Source organism: Nonomuraea sp. NPDC005650 (assembly GCF_040605375.1).
Classification (GTDB): Bacteria; Actinomycetota; Actinomycetes; order Streptosporangiales; family Streptosporangiaceae; genus Nonomuraea.
This window is the reverse complement of the sequence record NZ_JBEXCR010000001.1, coordinates 307098-325117: the sequence shown is the minus strand read 5'-3', so window position 1 is coordinate 325117 and position 18020 is coordinate 307098. Positions and strand designations below refer to the sequence as shown.

Here is an 18020-nt window from a genome sequence, read left to right as displayed (position 1 = left end):
CAGGTTGGGGGTACGCTAGCATATTAATTATGGACCGTACGGAATTAATTCGTCGAGCGCTTCCCACCTGGGAGGACGCGGTCCGAGGGCTGGCCCGCCGGGTGCTCGGGCCGCTCGCCGGGTCGATCCGCCTCGCCGCGGTCGAGGGCCGGGGGCGGGCGTACGAGTACGAGGCGCGGGGCGGCACGCTGACCGTCGCCGCGACCGACGGCGTGAGCGCCTCCGTCGCGCTCCACCACTACCTGCGCGGGAGCCTCGGCCTGTCCGTGGGCTGGGACACCGTGCTGCCGCTGCCGGTGACGTCCTTGCCCGACTGCCCGCCGCGCCGCGGGTCCGCACGGGTGCGCGAGGGCTACTACCTCAACTTCTGCACCTTCAGCTACACCATGCCCTACTGGGACTGGGCCGACTGGGAGCGGGAGATCGACTGGATGGCCCTGCACGGCATCACGATGCCGCTGGCCGTCACCGGTCACGAGGCCGCGCTGCACGCCGCCTACTCCCGCCTGGGCCTCGGTGACGAGACGATCCGCGCGTTCCTGGGCGGGCCCGGCTACCTGCCGTTCCAGTTCATGGGCTGCCTGGACGGCTTCGCCGGGCCGCTGCCCGCGTCCTGGCCGGCCGGCCATCGCGAGCTCGGCTCCCGCATCCTCGACCGCGAGCGCGCCTTCGGCATGACGCCCGTGCTGCCCGCCTTCACCGGGCACGTCCCGCGCGAGCTCGCGCCGTCGGCCCAGGTCCGCCGGTGGCAGGGGTTCGAGACGCGGGTGCTCTCACCGGCCGACCCGCTGTACGCGCGGCTGTGCGGCGAGGTGGCGCGCGCCCAGATCGAGCTGTACGGCACCGACCACCTGTACGCGGCCGACCCGTTCATCGAGATGATCCCGGTCGAGGCCGATCCCGCCTTCCCCGGCGAGGTGGCGGCGGCGACGCTGGCCGGGCTGCGCTCCGCCGATCCGGCCGCGGCCTGGGTCATGCAGGCGTGGCCGTTCTCGTACCAGCGGGAGTTCTGGACCGCGGAGCGCGTCGAGGCCTTCCTCGGCGCCACCGACGGGATGGTGGTCGCGGACCTGTGGGCGGAGCACGACCCGCAGTGGGAGCGCTTCGACGCCTTCCCCGGCAAGCCCTGGCTGTGGTGCGCGCTGCTCAACTTCGGCGGCCGCACCGACCCCGTCGCCGACCTGCGCGGGGTGCCCCCGCGGATCGACGCCGCCCTGGCCGCGCCGAACCCGCCCGTCGGCCTCGGCCTGTCCATGGAGGCCACCCGTACCAACCCGGTCTTCTTCGAGCTGGTGGCCGACCAGATCTGGGAACGGGTGCCCGACGTCGGCGCCTGGCTCGACGCGTTCGTGACCCGGCGTTATGGCACGGACGAGCCGGGGCTGCGGTCGGCCTGGCGCGGGCTGCTGGACACCGTCTACGACGCCCGGGGGCTGCGGATCTTCCCCGAGCAGTTCAACGGAGTCATCACCGCCGCGCCCACGTACGGGCGGGGCCCGGAGGAGCTGCGCGCCGACGTCGCCCGCGCCCTCTGGTACCGGCCGGAGGAGCTGGCCGTGGCCTGGGAGCGGATGATCGAGGCGGCCGAGCGCGACCGGGACCTGGTGGCCGGGCCGCTGGGCCACGACCTGGCCGAGGTGGGCATCGCGTACCTGGCCAGGGTGGCCGACCGGCTCTGCCTTGACGTCATGGAGTCGGCGGGCGATCTCGCGCGGGCCGCCCGGTTCCTGCGCGTCTTCGAGGACCTGGACCGGATGCTGGCCTGCCGCCCCGAGTACACCTTCCGGCACTGGGAGGCCAAGGCACTGGCGTGGGCCGTCACGCCGGCCGACCGGGCGGTCCTGCTGGACAACGCCCGCCGGATCATCACCGTGTGGGGGAGCGCGGACAGCCCCCTGCTCGACGACTACGCGGGCCGCCACTGGGCGGGGCTGGTCGGCGGCTACTACCGCGACCGCTGGGAGCTGTGGGCGCGGGGCCTCGGCCGCGCGCTCGACGGCGATCCCGGCGCCGAGGCGCGGCTGCGCGGACGGCTGCGCGACCGGGCCGAGACCTTCCTGCGGGAGGGCGCGGCGCCGGTGGAGCCGGGCGACCTGGCCGCGGAGTCGCGCCGCCTGCACACCGCGTACGCATCCGGCATCTGGGACGAACGACGAGGAGCACGATGACCCACCCCGCATCACCTACCGCATCACCGACTGAGGGCCGCAACCCGCGCACCGCCGCCATCGACACCCTGGAGCCGGGCGAAGTGCTCCGGCTGCTGCTGGACGAGGACGCCGGGGCAGTGGAGGCGGCCCGCGCGGCCGCCGGGCCGCTGGCCAGGGCGGTGGACGAGGCGCACCTCAGGCTGGGCCGGGGCGGGAGCGTGCACTACTTCGGCGCCGGCGCGTCGGGGCGGCTGGCGGTGCTGGACGCCACCGAGATCACGCCGACGTTCGGGGTGGCGCGCGAGCTGTTCACCGCGCACTTCGCCGGCGGGGCGGGCGCGCTCACGGACTCGTCCGTCGACCGGGAGGACGCGGCCGAGCTCGGCGCCGCCGACGCCCGGACGCTCGACGCGGACAGCGTGGCGGTCGGCGTCACGGCGTCCGGGTCCACCCCGTACGTGGCCGGCGCCCTCCGCGCGGCCCGGGCCGCCGGGGCGCTCACGGTGCTGGTCACCTGCAACCCCCATGCCCCGCTGCTGGCGCTGGCCGAGATCGGCGTCGTGGCCGACACGGGGCCGGAGGCGCTGACCGGCTCCACCCGGCTCAAGGCGGGCACGGCGACCAAGGTGCTGCTGAACGCGTTCTCGACGGCCCTGATGATCAAGGCGGGGCGGACGTACTCGAACCTCATGGTCGGGCTGGTCGCCACCAACGCCAAGCTCCGCGAGCGGGCGGTCGGCCTGCTCGCGGAGGCGACCGGGGAGGGCATCCCGGCCTGCCGCGCCGCGCTGGAGGAGTCGGGCGGGCGCATCCCCGAGGCGCTCGTGCGCCTCCTCACGGGCTGCCCGCCCGGCCGGGCGCGAGCGGCGCTCGCGGCCCACCCGGGCGTGCGCGCGGCCGTCGCCGCGCTGGGCGGGCAGGCCGGATGAGCGGCGGCTTCGCGGGCGTCGACGTCGGCGGTGGCGGGATCAGGGCCCGGATCCAGGACGGGGCGGACAGCGCGTACGGCGAGGACACGGCGCCCGTGCCCCGCGAGAAGGGCCGCGTCGACCTCGACCGGCTCGCCCTCCGGATCGCGGCGGTCGTCGAGAGGCGCGCTCCCGGGCGGCTGGACGGGATGGCCGTCGGCGTGACCGGGCTGCCGGGGCTGGTCAGGGATCCGGAGGCGCTGTGGCGGGCGCTGGGGGAGCGGTTCGGGCTCGGGACGCTGGTGGTCGCGGGGGACATGGTGACCACGCACGTCGGCGCGCTCGGGTTCCGGCCCGGAGTGGTGGTCGCCGCCGGGACCGGCGTCATCACGCTCGGCACCGACCTCGACCGCGTCTGGAACCAGTCCGACGGATGGGGCCACCTGCTCGGCGACCACGGCGGCGGCGCCTGGATCGGCGCCCAGGGCCTCCAGGCCGCCCTGCGCGCCCACGACGGCCGGGCCGACGGCTCGCCCGCCCTGCTCGAACACCTGACGGCCCGCTTCGGCCACCCCCTGGACCTGGTGGCGCTCGTCTACGAGTCGGGTTCGCCGGCGCACCACCTGGCGTCGTTCGCGCCGTCCGTGGCCGCCGCGGCCCGCGCCGGAGACCCGGTCGCCCGCGGGATCTGGACCGAGGCGGGGCGGCAGCTCGGCCAGACCGCCGTGGCCGCCGCGCAGGGGCTCGACCCGGTCTTCTCCTGGGGCGGCCGCCTCTTCGACGCCGCGGACCTGCTGATGGAGCCGTTCCAGGGCACCGTACGCGCCCTGCTGCCGGGAGCCCGCTTCGCGCCGCCCCTGGGAACCTCGGCCGACGGCGCGCTCGCGCTGGCCAGGGCCGCGGCGGACGGCGAGGTCCGGCCGCGGCACCCGTACCTGTACCTGTACGCGGCTAGTCAGGGTCGGACAGGCGCCCCAGCCGCTCCACGGCCTCCCCGAACTCGCTGATCATGTCGTAGACCACCTCGCGGGCCGGTCGCACCTGGTCGAGCTGGCCCACGACCTGCCCGACGAAGTAGTTGACCAGCTCCACCGCCCCAGGCTCGCCCTTCTCCGCCGCCGCCCCGATGCGGGCCATCGCGCCCTCGGCCACCAGCAGCTGCAGCGGCATCCCGAGCGGCCCGGGGCTCTCCTGGCCGGAGTCCCATTCCTCCGTCCAGGCCGACTTGAGCTGGCGGGCCGGCTTGCCCGTACGGGACCTGGACCTGACCGTGTCCAGCGACGAGGCGGCCAGGAACTTGCGCTTGACCGCGGGAGACGTCTCGGCCTCCTCCGTGGTCAGCCAGACCGAGCCGCACCAGACGCCCTCCGCCCCGAGCGCCATGGCCGCCGCCATCTGCCGCCCCGACGCGATCCCGCCCGCCGCCAGCACGGGGACCGGGCCGACCGCGTCCACGACCTGCGGCACCAGCACCATCGTGGAGATCTCGCCGGTGTGCCCGCCCGCCTCGGTGCCCTGCGCCACGATGAGGTCCGCGCCCGCCGCCACCTGCCTGCGGGCGTGCTCGACCGTGCCGACCAGCGCGGCCACCGGCACCCCCGCCTCCCTGGCCCTGGCGACCATCTCGGGCGGAGGCGGCCCCAGGGCGCTGGCGATGAGCCCGATCGGGTGCTTGAGCGCCACGTCGATCAGCCCCGTCGCGCCGGTCGCGGTCACCCGCCTGCCGAACTCGTCCGCCGCCGCCGTCATCGGCTGCGCGGGGGCGCTCACGCCGTACTTGGACAGCAGGTGGGTGACGAAGTCGCGGTGCCGGTCGGGGACGAAGTCCATGAGGCGCGCCTGCCGGTCGAGCGCGGAGGCGTCCACCTTGCCGGGCACGAGCACGTCCACGCCGTACGGCCGGCCGCCCACCTGCCCGTCGATCCAGGTCAGCTCGGTGTCGAGCTGCTCGGGCGAGTACGCGATCGCGCCCAGGACCCCGAAACCGCCCGCGTTCGTGACGGCGGCCACGACGTCGCGGCAGTGGCTGAAGGCGAACAACGGGAACTCGATGCCCAGGCGCTCACAGATGGGGGTCCGCATGGTCTGACGCTAACCGGCAGAAGCTTGTTCGGTCCATCCCCCGGGATGGGCCGGGTGCTTCAGGAGGCTGCCGGGGGCGTGCCAGCCGAGCTCCGAGGTGTAGCCGCGGACCAGCTTGGCCGGGACCCCTGCGACCACGCTGTGGTCGGGGAACTCGCCGCGCACCACCGCCCCGCCCGCCACCACGCACTGGCGGCCCAGCCTCGTGCCTGGGAGGATGATCGCGCCCGCCCCGATCCACGAGCCGGAGCCGATCGATACCGGGCTGTTACGCGGCCACTGCCGGCCGATCGGCATCTCGGGGTCGTCGTAGACGTGGTTCTGGTCGGTGATGTACACGTACGGGCCGGTGAAGACGTGGTCGCCGATGTCGATCGACTGGTGGGCCACGATGTGCGAGCCGCGGCCGATCGAGCAGCTGCCGCCGATGCGCAGGATGGAGTCCGGCCCCAGGTCCAGCCCCGGGCCCATGCCGCAGGACAGGGACACGCGCTCGCCGATCAGCGTGTGGTCGCCGATCTCGATCCACCCCTCGCCGAAGATCGCGCCCGGGGGGAATGCGATGCTGACCCCGTCGCCGATCCGGCGGAAACTGTAGCCGGACGGAGTAGCCGGAGTGATCGCGCCGGCGCGGCGGATCGCCGCGTAGGCACGGTGAATCAGCGTGCCTACCGCCCGCCGTACCAATGACATAGGGACCAAAGTTACCGCTAGGTCAAGCCGTTCGGGCATGTCGGGGGCGTTGTTTGATATCCTGAGAGCCCGTGGACACTTCGACCACACCTCGAGCCACGGGAGCCCCTTTGCGCAGCGCATCGCAAACCAAGCATCTATTCGTCACCGGCGGTGTCGCCTCCAGTCTCGGCAAGGGGCTCACGGCATCCAGCCTCGGTCGCCTGCTCAAGGCGCGCGGTCTCAGGGTCACCATGCAGAAGCTCGACCCTTACCTCAATGTCGACCCCGGCACCATGAACCCGTTCCAGCACGGCGAGGTGTTCGTCACCGACGACGGCGCCGAGACCGACCTCGACGTCGGCCACTATGAGCGGTTCCTCGACACCGACCTGCACGGCTCGGCCAACGTGACGACCGGCCAGGTCTACTCCAACGTCATCGCCAAGGAGCGGCGGGGCGAATACCTGGGCGACACTGTCCAGGTCATCCCGCACATCACGAACGAGATCAAGGACCGGATCAGGGGCATGGCCGGTCCTGAGGTGGACGTGGTCATCACCGAGGTGGGGGGCACGGTCGGCGACATCGAGTCGCTGCCGTTCCTGGAGGCCGTGCGCCAGATCAGGCACGAGGTCGGGCGCGACAACGTGTTCTTCCTGCACGTGTCGCTGCTGCCGTACATCGGCCCCTCCGGCGAGCTCAAGACCAAGCCGACCCAGCACAGCGTGGCGGCGCTGCGCAGCATCGGCATCCAGCCGGACGCGATCGTGCTGCGCTCCGACCGGCCCGTGCAGACGGCGATCAAGCGCAAGATCAGCCTGATGTGCGACGTGGACGAGGACGCCGTCGTCTCCGCGGTGGACGCGGCCTCGATCTACGACATCCCCAAGGTGCTCCACTCCGAGGGGCTCGACGCGTACGTGGTGCGCCGGCTCGGCCTGCCCTTCCGCGACGTCGACTGGAAGGAGTGGGAGGAGCTCCTGCGCCGGGTGCACCGCCCGGCCAAGGAGGTCACGATCGCCCTGGTTGGCAAGTACATCGACCTGCCTGACGCGTATCTGTCGGTCACCGAGGCGCTGCGGGCCGGCGGGTTCGCCAACGACGCCCGCATCAACATCCGCTGGGTCAAGAGCGACGACTGCGAGACCCCCGAGGGCGCCGAGCGCGAGCTCGACGGCGTCGACGGCGTGCTGATCCCCGGCGGGTTCGGCGTGCGGGGCATCGAGGGCAAGATCGGCGCGATCCGCCACGCCCGCGAGGGCAAGGTCCCGCTGCTCGGCATCTGCCTGGGCATGCAGGGCATGGTCATCGAGGCCGCCCGCAACATGGCCGGCATCGAGGACGCCAACTCCGCCGAGTTCGACCCCGACACCAAGCACCCGGTCATCTCCACCATGGCCGACCAGGAGGACGTCGTCGCCGGCGAGCGCGACATGGGCGGCACCATGCGGCTCGGCAGCTACACCGCCAAGCTCGGCGAGGGCACCCTGGCCAGACAGCTCTACAGCGGCAAGGCCAAGGCCGACGAGCGCCACCGCCACCGCTACGAGGTCAACAACGCCTACCGCGAGCAGCTGGAGAAGGTCGGCATGGTCTTCTCCGGCCTGTCGCCCGACGGCCGCCTGGTCGAGTACACCGAGCTGCCCGCCGACGTCCACCCGTTCTTCATCGGCACGCAGGCGCACCCCGAGTTCCGCTCGCGCCCCACGCGCGCCAACCCCATGTTCAAGGGCCTCATCGGCGCCGCCCTGCAGTACGCCGACGCCCGGGTCGCCACCAAGGTGAGCCAGTGAGGACCGTCGGAGCCGCGGCGGCCCGGAAGCGAGTGCGATCATGATCCCTGGAGCGGCGAGCCTCGGACCGAGGGCGGTAGCTTGCGTGACCAACGAGGGACGGAAGCGAGTGCGACCATGATCACAGACACGCCCGAGACGTGGGACGTCGTCGATTCCAAGGAACGCTTCCGCGGCCACATCGTCACGGTGGTCACCGACACCGTGAAGATGCCGCGCGACGAGGTCGCCGAGCGCGACTACATCGTGCATCCGGGCGCGGTCGCCGTGCTCGCGCTCGACGACCAGGAGCGGGTCCTGATGATCAGGCAGTACCGCCACCCCACGCGCATGCTGATGTGGGAGCTGCCCGCCGGGATCCGCGACGTCGAAGGCGAATCGCTCGTCGCGGGCGCGGCCAGGGAGCTCGCCGAGGAGGCCGGCTACCGGGCCGACACCTGGCACACCCTCGTCGACCTGCGCTCCTCCCCGGGGATGACCGACGAGCGGATCCGGGTGTTCCTCGCCCGCGACCTGACCAAGATCGAGACCGACTTCGTCCACCGGCACGAGGAGATCGACATGCCGGTCGAGTGGGTGCCCCTGCCCGACGCGGTCGAGCAAGCGCTCATGGGAATGATCCACAATTCCCCGGCCGTGGCCGGTATCCTCGCCGCGTACGCGGCTTCGGTTGAGGGGTTCGCCCTGTTGCGCCCCGCCGACGCCCCTGAGGCGTGACGGAAGGACCTTTTCGTGGAGGCGGTGCTCTCCAGCTACCTCGCCCATCTGGCGGTGGAGCGGGGCCTGGCTGCCAACACGCTCGCGTCCTACCGTCGTGACCTGCGGCGATACGTCGACCATCTGCAGGCGCGCGGCCGGCTGGGGCTCGACGAGGTGGGGGAGGCCGACGTGCTGGCCTTCCTCGCCGCGTTGCGCGAGGGCGACGGCGAGCATCCCGCGCTCGTCGCCAGCTCGGCCGCCCGCGCCGTCTCCGCCGTGCGCGGGCTGCACCGTTTCGCTCTGCGCGAAGGCGTCACGGCCCACGACCCCGCCCACGAGGTACGCCCGCCGCGCCAGCTCCGCAGGCTCCCCAAGGCCATCGCCGTGGACGAGGTCGAGCGGCTCATCGCCGCCTCAGGCCCCGACGGCGCCCCCCTGACCTTGCGCAACAGGGCCCTGCTCGAGGTCCTGTACGGCACCGGCGCCCGCATCTCCGAGGCCGTCGGGCTGGCCGTGGACGACCTGGAGGACGACCAGGTGCGCCTGCGCGGCAAGGGCGGCCGCACCCGCGTCGTTCCCCTGGGCCGCTACGCCCGCTCCGCGCTCGACGCCTACCTCATCCGGGCCCGCCCCGGCCTGCTCGCCCACGGGCGCGGCACCCCGGCCGTCTTCCTGAACGCCAGGGGAGGCCGTCTGACCAGGCAGGGAGCGTGGGAAGTGCTCCAGGCCGCCGCCGAGCGCGGCGGGCTGGCCGGGATAAGTCCCCATGTTCTTCGCCATTCCTTCGCAACCCATCTGATAGACGGCGGCGCTGACGTTAGGGTGGTTCAGGAGCTGCTCGGCCACGCCTCCGTGACGACCACCCAGGTCTACACACTGGTGACGGTCGACAAGCTTCGCGAGGTCTATGCCGCCGCGCATCCGCGTGCCCGGCAGTGATCTATAGTCTTTTGCGACGTGCGGCTGCCCACGGCGTGCCGCCTTGCCGCCTAAAGTGGCGAGCCCATAGTGTCCGTCCGGACGGTCCGGTTCGGGATCGTCAGGGAGGTTCGAGCTGGTGACTGTGACGACCAAGGGTTCGACCCCGGGGACCCCCGACAACCCCTGGGGCGACACGAAGACCAACACGCTTTCCAACGGCGTCAACCTCGGGCCCACGCAGCGGCCCAGACCGGTGTTCCCCGAGCCGGTGCCGCCCGCCGTGCACGGCCCGGCGCGTGTGGTCGCGATGGTCAACCAGAAGGGCGGCGTCGGCAAGACGACGACCACCATCAACCTGGGGGCCGCGCTCGTCGAATACGGGCTCAAGGTGCTGCTGGTCGACTTCGACCCGCAGGGCGCCCTCTCCGTCGGCCTGGGCATCAACCCGCTCCAGCTCGACCTGACCGTCTACAACCTGCTCATGGAGCGCGGCATCACCGCCGAGGACGTGCTCCTGGAGACCGGCGTCGAGGGCCTCGACCTGCTGCCCAGCAACATCGACCTGTCGGCCGCCGAAGTGCAGCTCGTCTCCGAGGTCGCCCGCGAGCATGTGCTCGGCCGGGTGATCAAGCCGCTGCTGCCGCACTACGACGTGTGCCTCATCGACTGCCAGCCGTCGCTGGGCCTGCTCACGATCAACGCCCTGACCTGCGCCCACGGCGTCATGGTGCCGCTGGAGTGCGAGTTCTTCGCGCTGCGCGGCGTGGCGCTGCTCATGGACACGATCTCCAAGGTCCAGGAGCGGCTCAACGAGGACCTCGAGATCGAGGGCCTGCTGGCCACCATGTACGACGCCCGTACGCTGCACGGCCGCGAGGTGCTGGCGCGCACGGTGGAGGCGTTCGGCGACAAGGTGTTCCACACGGTGATCAACCGTACGGTCCGCTTCCCCGACGCGACGGTCGCCGGTGAGCCCATCACCACCTTCGACCCGTCCTCGCTCGGTGCGAACGCTTACCGTGAGCTGGCCCGCGAGGTGCTCTCGCGCTGGCCGGCGCCTGCCACAATGGCCAGGTGACCGACGCCGAGCAGCCCCAGGGGTTCCAGGTCCACCTGGACGTCTTCGAGGGACCCTTCGATCTGCTGCTCGGGCTCATCGCCAAACACAAGCTGGACATCACCGAGGTCTCGCTCTCCAAGGTCACCGACGAGTTCATCGCGTACATCCGTTCCCGGGGGCCCGAGTGGGATCTCGACCAGACCAGCCACTTCCTGCTGGTCGCGGCGACCCTGCTCGACCTGAAGGCGGCCCGGCTGCTGCCCTCGGGCGAGGTGGAGGACGAGGAGGACCTGGCGCTGCTGGAGGCCAGGGACCTGTTGTTCGCGCGGTTGCTGCAGTACAAGGCGTACAAGGAGGTGGCGAAGCTCTTCGCGGGCCGGATGGCGGAGGAGGCGCTGCGCTTTCCCCGTACGGTGCCGCTGGAGCCGCAGTTCGCCAACCTGCTGCCCGAGCTCATCCTGGGCATCGGGCCCGAGCAGCTCGCCAAGATCGCCGCCAAGGCCTTCACCCCCAAGCTGCCCCCCACCGTCGGCCTCGGGCACATCTACCAGCCCCTGGCGAGCGTCAAGGAGCAGGCGGCCATCCTGGTCATGCACCTGCGCCGGCTCCGGCGCGCCACCTTCCGCGCGCTGGTGGCCGACTGCTCGGGCACCTTCGAGGTCATCGCCCGCTTCCTGGCGGTGCTGGAGCTCTTCCGGGAGTCGGCGGTCACCTTCGAACAGGTCGAAGCGCTGGGGGACTTGCACGTAACCTGGACGGGCGCTGACGACGGGGACGTCGCGGTGGGGGACGATTACGAGGAATCGGCGGAGAAACCACGCAATGACTGACAACCCACTGCCCACCCCTCGCCGCTCCCCGGACTCCGAGCCCCCGCTCCCCTCCTGGATGACCCTCCCCGGCTCCCTCGCCCAACCCCCGGCCCCACCCGTGGAGGACACCCCCACCGAGCCCCTGCCTTCGGACGACGCACCGTCGGAGGCTGAGCCGCAGCCGGCGGACGAGACGCAGCCGAGGGACGGTGCCCAGCCGACCGATGAGACGGACCCGGCGAGCACCACGCCGTCGGCGGACGCGGCGCAGTCGACCGACGGGCCGCTTTCGCACGAGGCACCACCCGACGCCCCAGCGGCGCCGGACGCTCCGGCCACCACCCTGGACCCGCGCCTCCCGAGCGCCGGGTCGGCGAGTGGCGGCGCGGTGGAGTTCGGCGCAACGCGTGCGGCCGAGGAGGCCGGTGGGGCGTTGGCGGGCGGCGGTCGTCAGGTGGCCGATGCGGCGTTGGGTGGGGAAGGGGCGGAGGAGCTAGGAGAGGCGTCCGGAGGCGCGGGGGAGGGGCAGGAGCGGGCTGGGCAGGGGCCGACGTTGGCGGCGGCGCTGGAGGCCATTCTGCTCGTCGTCGATGAGCCCGTGGCCGAGGTCACCCTGGCCCAGGTGCTGGAGCGGCCCACCCACGAGGTCGCCGCCGCGCTGCGGGGTCTGGCGGCGGAATATACCGCTGCCGGCCGAGGTTTTGACTTGAGAGATGTCGCGGGCGGCTGGCGTTTTTACACGCGTGCCGACTGCGCACCCCTGGTCGAGCGGTTCGTACGCGACGGCCAGCAGACGCGGCTGACCCAGGCCGCGCTGGAGACACTTGCGGTCGTGGCTTACCGGCAACCGGTGAGTCGTGCCCGCGTCGCCGCAGTACGCGGCGTCAACAGCGACGGCGTCATGCGGACGCTCGTCGCGAGAGGGCTGGTCGAAGAGGCCGGCACCGACCCGGAGAGCCAGGCAGTGCTCTACCGGACAAGCTCATACTTCCTTGAACGTCTGGGACTGCGGGACCTCAGCGAGCTCCCCGAGCTCGCGCCCCTCCTCCCCGACGACGTGGAAAACCTCGAGGAGACAACAAAGTGATCAACAGGCGTAGCACCCCGTCCGGTGATGGACGCGGTCGTGGACGTACCGGCGGCTCGGGTCAGGGCCGAGCGGGACGTCCCGCCTTCCGCTCCGACTCCAGTTCAGGGTCCCGTTCCAGGGACGGTTTCCGTTCGAATGACAGCCGCGGCGGGTCCGGTGACTCCCTCCGCGCCGACCGGAGCGGCTCGCGCGCCCGGTACGGGTCCGGCGGACGCGAGCAGCGATACTCCGGTGGTGAGCGCGGGGAGCGCTACCCGGCGCGCGACGACCGCGGCGGCAGCCGCGACGGTGACGAGCGCAGGAGCCGCTACGAAGACCGCGACGGGCGTGGTGAGCGCCAGGAGCGGCCCCGCGGTGACCGGGGCGGATACCGTCCCGAGCGCCGCGACGATCAGCGTGGCGGCGGGTTCGGCGACGACCGCCGCGGTTACGGTGCCGGGCGTCGCGACGACCGAGGTGACGAGCGCGGCCGTGGTTCCCGCGACGACCGCGGTGGCCACGGCGCCACCGACCGGCGGGACGAGCGCGGCGGCTACGGCGCCGGGCGACGTGATGAGCGCGGTGGCGCCGGCGCGGGACGGCGCGATGAGCGCGCCGGCGCTGGTGCCGGACGGCGTGATGAGCGCGGCGGTTACTCGGCCGGGCGGCGCGACGAGCGTGGTGAGCGCCAGGAGCGACCCCGCGGTGACCGGGGCGGATACCGTCCCGAGCGCCGCGACGATCAGCGTGGCGGCGGGTTCGGCGCCCGCGAGGGGCGCGGTGGCTACGGTGCTCGCGACGAGCGCGGCGGCTACGGTGCCGGGCGGCGTGATGAGCGGGGCGGCGTCGGTGCCCGTGAGGGGCGTAGTGCCTACGGCGCCCGTGAGGAGCGTGGTGGCTACGGTGCTCGCCAGGAGCGCGGTGGCTATGGTGCCCGTGACGAGCGTGGTGGGTTCGGTGCCGGGCGGCGGGACGAGCGCGGTGGCGCCGGTGCCGGGCGGCGGGATGAGCGTGGTGGCGGGTTCCGGGCTGACCGGAGCGGGCGTCGGGAAGGGGCCGCGCCGGTCTCCTCGCGGGCCCGGTTCGGCAAGCGCGACGGCGACGCCCGCACCGCGGACCGCGCCCCCCGTACCGACCGTGCAGACCGGGCACCTCGTGTGCCTCGCCGCGACGACGTGCAGACGATCGGCAGCCCCCAGCGCGACCGCGTGAAGGCCGCGCGGCAGCCCCTCCGCGACCGCGACTTCTACTCCGACGACTACACCGACGAGCGCGACACCACCGAGGTCCCCAACGGGGTGCGGCTGCAGAAGGTGCTCGCCCAGGCGGGCGTGGCCAGCCGCCGGGCCTGCGAGGAGATGATCGGCGACGGCAGGGTCACCGTGAACGGCCAGGTCGTACGGCGGTTCGGGGCCAAGGTGGACCCGGCGACGCAGGTCATCCACGTGGACGGCAAGCGCATCCCCACCGCCCCCGACCTCGTCTACTACGCCCTGAACAAGCCCATCGGCGTCGTCTCCACCATGAGCGACCCGCAGGGCCGCCCGTGTCTGGCCGACTACGTGGAGGAGCTCGCTCCGCGGCTGTTCCACGTGGGCAGGCTCGACACCGAGACCGAGGGCCTGCTGCTGCTCACCAACGACGGCGAGCTGGCCAACCGGCTGACGCACCCGAGCTACGGCGTGCAGAAGAAGTACTGGGCCAAGGTGCCGGGCCCGATCCCGCGCGACCTGGGCCGCAGGCTCAAGCAGGGCATCGAGCTGGAGGACGGCCTCGTCAAGGCCGACAGCTTCGCCATCGTGCAGGAGCACGGTCAGCAGGCGCTGATCGAGATCGTCCTGCACGAGGGCCGCAAGCACGTCGTCAGGCGCATGCTGGAAGAGGCGGGCCACCGCGTGATCGACCTGGCCAGGATCGAGTTCGGCCCGGTGAAGCTGGGCCGTACCAAAGCCGGGACGGTTAGGGCGCTGACCTTGAAAGAGGTCGGTGAGTTGTACGCGGCCGTGAAGCTGTAATCTGGCCGGACGCAGGAGCCCGTGCGAACCTCCGCACGGGCTCTCCCGCTATGGAAGGGGACTGACCACATGGTGCGGGCGATCCGCGGGGCGATCCAGGTGGAAGCCAACGACCGCGACTCGATCATCGCAGGCACGACCGAGCTGGTCACCGCGATCATGGAGCGTAATGAGCTGACCACGGACGACGTGATCAGCGTGCTGTTCACGGCCACGCCCGACCTGACGGCCGAGTTCCCGGCGCTCGCGGCGCGGAAGCTGGGCTTTCACGAGGTGCCGCTGATCTGCTGCACCGAGATCGACGTGCCGGGCGCGCTGCCCCGCGTGGTACGCCTCATGGCCCACGTCGACCTCGACCGCCCGCGTTCCGCGATCCAGCATGTCTACCTGCGTGGCGCGGTGAAGTTGCGGCAGGATATCGCCCAGTAACGCCAGGGCGAGTACGCCAGGGCATACTCACGACCACAATCGCCCGATAAATCAGGACATCGAGATGGAACTTCGTACCGCGCTCGTCGTCGGCACCGGCCTCATCGGCACTTCGGCGGCCCTGGCGCTGCGCAAGCGCGGCGTACGCGTGCTGCTCGCCGACCGCGACCAGGCCGCCGTACGGCTGGCCCGGGAGCTGGGCGCGGGCGAAGACTGGCAGCCGGACGAGCCGCCCACCCCGGCGGTGGACCTGGCCATCATCGCCGTCCCCCCGGCCCACGTGGCGACCGAGCTGCTGGAGCTGCAGCGGATCAACGCCGCCCGGTACTACACCGACGTCGCCAGCGTGAAGGCCGAGCCGCTGCACCGGGCCACGCAGCTCGGCTGCGACCTGACCTCGTACGTCGCCTCCCACCCCCTCGCGGGCCGCGAGAAGTCCGGACCGGGGGCGGCCAGGGCCGACCTGTTCCTGGGCCGGCCGTGGGCGCTGTGCCCCACCGAGCAGGCCGATCCCGAGGCGAAGGCGACCGTGCTGCGGATGATCGAGCTGTGCGGGGCCAACGCGGTCGAGGTGAGCGCGACCGAGCACGACCGCGCGGTCGCCGTCGTCTCCCACGCCCCCCACGTCGCCGCCTCCGCCGTGGCGGCCCGCCTGGCCGACGCCACCGACGTCGCGCTCGGCCTGGCCGGTCAGGGCGTGCGCGACGTCACCAGGATCGCGGGCAGCGACCCGAGCATGTGGCTCGGAATCCTGTCCGGCAACGCCTCCCCGGTCGCCGAGGTGCTCGAAGCCGTCGCCACCGACCTGGCCGAGGCCGCCAGCGCCCTGCGGGCCATGGCCGAGGGCGACGGCACCGCCACCTTCGAGATCACCCAGCTGCTCAAGCGCGGCGTCGTCGGCCACGACCGCATCCCCGGCAAGCACGGCGGCCCGGCCTCCTCCTACGCCGTCGTCCAGGTCGTCATCGGCGACCGTCCCGGCCAGCTCGCCCGCCTCTTCCAGGTGTGCGACGAGGTCGGGGTCAACGTCGAGGACGTGCGCCTGGAGCACGCGCCCGGGCTGCCCCTGGGCATCGCCGAGCTGTCGGTCGAGCCCGAGGCCGTGTCCATGCTGGTCGAGGCCCTGCGCGAGCGCGGCTGGGAAGTTCCCTAAAGAGGCGGATCGTCCTGTCAGAGCCCTGGCGAAACCGGCGAGGGGAGAAAACGCCCTATCGGTTGATTGACTTCCTCCTGGCCTTGAACGACCGGGATTCCCCGTGCTGCCGGCGTGTGGGGCCGCGCTCGCGTCCGGGGTGGTTGACGCTTCACAGACCGCCCAATAGCCAGGTCTCCACGTCCTGACATGACCTGCCCGGCCGCGTTTTTGATATTGATGGCGGCGTTCACGTCAGCGTGTGCGACCATTGCGCAGGAGGTGCAGGCGAACCGCGCTTGGCTCTCGCGCGATTTCGCGTCCACCGCCCCGCAGGTCGAGCACGTGATACTCGTGTACGCCGGGTTGACCTTGACGATCTGAGTGCCTGAACGACGCGCCGCGCTGGTGAGCGCAAGCTCCAGCCCGTACCAGCCCTTATCCAAGATGGCCCGATTCAGGCCGGACTTGGCGGCCACGTTCCTGCCCGGACACTCGATGGTGCCGGACGCTGACTTGGTCATGTTCGCCGTCTTGAGGCCCTCCAGCACCACCGTGCCGTACCGGTCGCACAGGCTCGCTGCGGTGCGCGCGTTGAAATCAGCCCGGCGGTGCCGGACCCGCAGCATCACCGCCCCGATCTTCGCGATCACGCGCCTGCGCCGGTTGCTGCCGCGCCGGGTCCGGGCAAGTTGTTGTTGCAAACGGCGGTAGCGTTGAGCCTCGCCGGTCGCGATGTAGGCGCGGTCATGGAAGTCGCCATCAGAGGTGGTGGCGGCCACGATCACGCCGCGGTCGATCCCGGCCCGCGGGCCCGGATGCGCCGCCGGGGAAGCCTGTCCGTCCTCGATCAGGAACGCCACGAACCAGCGCCCGCCATCATGGGACACCGTTGCCGAGCGGACAGTCCCGCCCGGCGGGCGTGACCAGCGAAACCGCACCCAACCGAATTTCGGCAGCTTTACCCGGCCCCAGCGGCGCGAGAGCCGCTGGATGCTGATCTGCTCGGGTGAGGGGAACCGGAACGCCGGCTTCCAGCGGCGGGCCAAACGCCACCTGACCTTCCACGCGCCATGGCGGGAACAGGCGGAGTCCAGATCTTTCAACGTCTGCTGCAACACCTGGGAGGGAGCCTCAGCCAGCCAGCCGAACTCGGTCTTGGCCTCGGCGAGTTGGCGACACTGCTCGGCATACCCGATGAACGCCCCCCGCTGCCGATATGCGCGCCGCTGTTGCAGGCCGGTGTTCCACACGCTGCGGCAGATCCCGCCGACGCGTTCGGCAAAGGCCGCCTGGTCGGGCGAGAACTCCAGCCGGTACCGGCGCCCTGCTAGCATCCCGCCTGCCCCCTCCCACTGGTTATCGAACACTCTATCGCCTGGCCAATGATCCCCAGCTGAATATCGACGAGGAAGACACGTCATGTCACCAGACGGAACGTCTTCGACAACGCGATGCTGAGCCGCTGCGAAGAAAACATGATCGAGGTGCGCGACAGCTCCGATAAAAGGGCGTCCTCCCGGTACCTGTCCAAGGAGTTCGCCGACGGGTGAACCCGGGCCATCATGCACAGCCGTTTCTGGTCCCTAGGCAGACGCCTGGACCGAACCGGCAGGCCGCCGATGACGAGACCGCCGAGGTGTTCCTCGCGGTGCTCGGGAAGCGCGAGACGTTCGATTCCCGGCGTGGCGAGGTCCGTTGCCGGCCAAGCCTGCCACGCCCCAGGACGAGGCGGCCGCCGTATTCCCAGCTCCAGGCCCTGCCCGCCGAGCCCGAGGCCCTCAGGGCGCACGTCGTCGCGGAGGTGCGCGCCTGGATCGACGAGGCCGCGGAGGAGGCCAAGACCACCGACCCACGGGCCAAGAAGGAGGACTGGCTGGTCAACCTGGACCGGTACGTGGCCCAGTCCATGACGCAGCTGCTGTACGAGAACCCGGTGCCGTTCAAGGTCAGGTCCGCCGCGTTCCAGGCGTTGAAGACCACCAAGGGCGTCAGTGACCTCGGCCGGGTCAAGGATCCGCTGGGCCGGTCCGGTCAGAAGGTCGCCCTGCCGGTCAGCGACCGGAAGAACTCGGTGCTCAAGGAGCAGTTCATCGTGGACACCCGGACGATGACGCTGCTGGCCCGCTACATCGACCTGCGGGACGGCGGCAAGCCGGTGGCCGGCAAGAGCGGGGTCGAGACGTACAAGGTCGGCTGGACGAACGACAAGCCCGCCGTGCCGGCCGCCGGATAACCCGATGTCACATCCGAGCCTCCTCGATCCGTCTTCAGG

Annotated in this window: 17 protein-coding genes; 14 read left to right on the top strand and 3 right to left on the bottom strand. The window is 71.9% G+C overall.

The window, feature by feature from the left end:
- The first annotated feature begins 29 nt into the window (after positions 1-29).
- Genes ABZS69_RS01515 through ABZS69_RS01505 form a run of 3 tightly spaced genes read left to right on the top strand, consistent with a single transcriptional unit; the run spans position 30 to position 4065 of the window.
- A complete protein-coding gene (locus tag ABZS69_RS01515; protein WP_355364594.1) occupies positions 30-2168 on the top strand; it encodes an alpha-N-acetylglucosaminidase TIM-barrel domain-containing protein in 2139 nt (712 codons plus the stop codon).
- On the top strand, positions 2165-3079 hold the full coding sequence (locus tag ABZS69_RS01510) for an N-acetylmuramic acid 6-phosphate etherase (RefSeq protein ID WP_355364591.1): 915 nt from the start codon (positions 2165-2167) through the stop codon (positions 3077-3079). Before ABZS69_RS01515 ends, ABZS69_RS01510 begins: the two co-directional genes overlap by 4 nt.
- The gene (locus ABZS69_RS01505) at positions 3076-4065 is read left to right on the top strand and encodes a BadF/BadG/BcrA/BcrD ATPase family protein (protein ID WP_355364588.1); all 990 of its coding nucleotides are present in this window, start codon (positions 3076-3078) and stop codon (positions 4063-4065) included. The genes ABZS69_RS01510 and ABZS69_RS01505 overlap by 4 nt, the downstream gene beginning before the upstream one ends.
- On the opposite strand, the gene ABZS69_RS01500 is transcribed toward ABZS69_RS01505, so the two are convergent.
- Both ABZS69_RS01500 and ABZS69_RS01495 read right to left on the bottom strand, forming a co-directional pair.
- Positions 4010-5140 (bottom strand): nitronate monooxygenase family protein, encoded by a 1131-nt coding sequence (locus ABZS69_RS01500; protein ID WP_355364585.1) that lies wholly within the window; start codon positions 5138-5140, stop codon positions 4010-4012. The genes ABZS69_RS01505 and ABZS69_RS01500 overlap by 56 nt on opposite strands.
- 9 nt (positions 5141-5149) lie before the next feature.
- Positions 5150-5833 (bottom strand): acyltransferase, encoded by a 684-nt coding sequence (locus ABZS69_RS01495; RefSeq protein ID WP_355364583.1) that lies wholly within the window; start codon positions 5831-5833, stop codon positions 5150-5152.
- A 110-nt stretch (positions 5834-5943) separates the two neighbouring features.
- Between ABZS69_RS01495 and ABZS69_RS01490 the strand changes: the two genes are divergently transcribed.
- From ABZS69_RS01490 to ABZS69_RS01445, 10 genes are all read left to right on the top strand, one after another.
- Entirely contained in the window at positions 5944-7608 is a 1665-nt protein-coding gene (locus ABZS69_RS01490) for a CTP synthase (RefSeq protein ID WP_355364580.1), read from the top strand.
- Positions 7609-7725: 117 nt separating this feature from the next.
- The gene (locus ABZS69_RS01485) at positions 7726-8325 is read left to right on the top strand and encodes an NUDIX hydrolase (protein ID WP_355364577.1); all 600 of its coding nucleotides are present in this window, start codon (positions 7726-7728) and stop codon (positions 8323-8325) included.
- A 15-nt stretch (positions 8326-8340) separates the two neighbouring features.
- Positions 8341-9246 (top strand): site-specific tyrosine recombinase XerD, encoded by a 906-nt coding sequence (locus tag ABZS69_RS01480; protein WP_355364574.1) that lies wholly within the window; start codon positions 8341-8343, stop codon positions 9244-9246.
- Between the two features lie 118 nt (positions 9247-9364).
- Positions 9365-10306, top strand: a complete 942-nt coding sequence (locus ABZS69_RS01475; RefSeq protein WP_355364571.1) for a ParA family protein — start codon at positions 9365-9367, stop codon at positions 10304-10306.
- Entirely contained in the window at positions 10303-11118 is an 816-nt protein-coding gene (locus ABZS69_RS01470; protein WP_355364568.1) for a segregation/condensation protein A, read from the top strand. Before ABZS69_RS01475 ends, ABZS69_RS01470 begins: the two co-directional genes overlap by 4 nt.
- Before the next feature lie 535 nt (positions 11119-11653).
- Positions 11654-12187 carry an SMC-Scp complex subunit ScpB gene (scpB, locus tag ABZS69_RS01465; protein ID WP_355365299.1) on the top strand — a complete coding sequence of 178 codons (534 nt, stop codon included), beginning with the start codon at positions 11654-11656 and terminating at the stop codon, positions 12185-12187.
- A gap of 357 nt (positions 12188-12544) precedes the next feature.
- Entirely contained in the window at positions 12545-13381 is an 837-nt protein-coding gene (locus ABZS69_RS01460) for a hypothetical protein (protein WP_355364565.1), read from the top strand.
- Positions 13327-14184, top strand: coding sequence for a pseudouridine synthase (locus ABZS69_RS01455; RefSeq protein ID WP_355364562.1), 858 nt, complete (start codon positions 13327-13329; stop codon positions 14182-14184). The genes ABZS69_RS01460 and ABZS69_RS01455 overlap by 55 nt, the downstream gene beginning before the upstream one ends.
- A 69-nt stretch (positions 14185-14253) precedes the next feature.
- Positions 14254-14613: a chorismate mutase gene (gene aroH, locus ABZS69_RS01450; protein ID WP_185073133.1), complete on the top strand. Its 360-nt coding sequence runs from the start codon at positions 14254-14256 to the stop codon at positions 14611-14613.
- Positions 14614-14677: 64 nt separating this feature from the next.
- Positions 14678-15766 (top strand): prephenate dehydrogenase, encoded by a 1089-nt coding sequence (locus tag ABZS69_RS01445; protein WP_355364559.1) that lies wholly within the window; start codon positions 14678-14680, stop codon positions 15764-15766.
- Positions 15767-15783: 17 nt separating this feature from the next.
- On the opposite strand, the gene ABZS69_RS01440 is transcribed toward ABZS69_RS01445, so the two are convergent.
- On the bottom strand, positions 15784-17115 hold the full coding sequence (locus tag ABZS69_RS01440; RefSeq protein ID WP_355364556.1) for a transposase: 1332 nt from the start codon (positions 17113-17115) through the stop codon (positions 15784-15786).
- Between the two features lie 179 nt (positions 17116-17294).
- On the opposite strand from ABZS69_RS01440, the gene ABZS69_RS01435 reads away from it, so the two are divergent.
- Positions 17295-17981, top strand: coding sequence for a hypothetical protein (locus ABZS69_RS01435; protein WP_355364553.1), 687 nt, complete (start codon positions 17295-17297; stop codon positions 17979-17981).
- Positions 17982-18020: the final 39 nt, after the last annotated feature.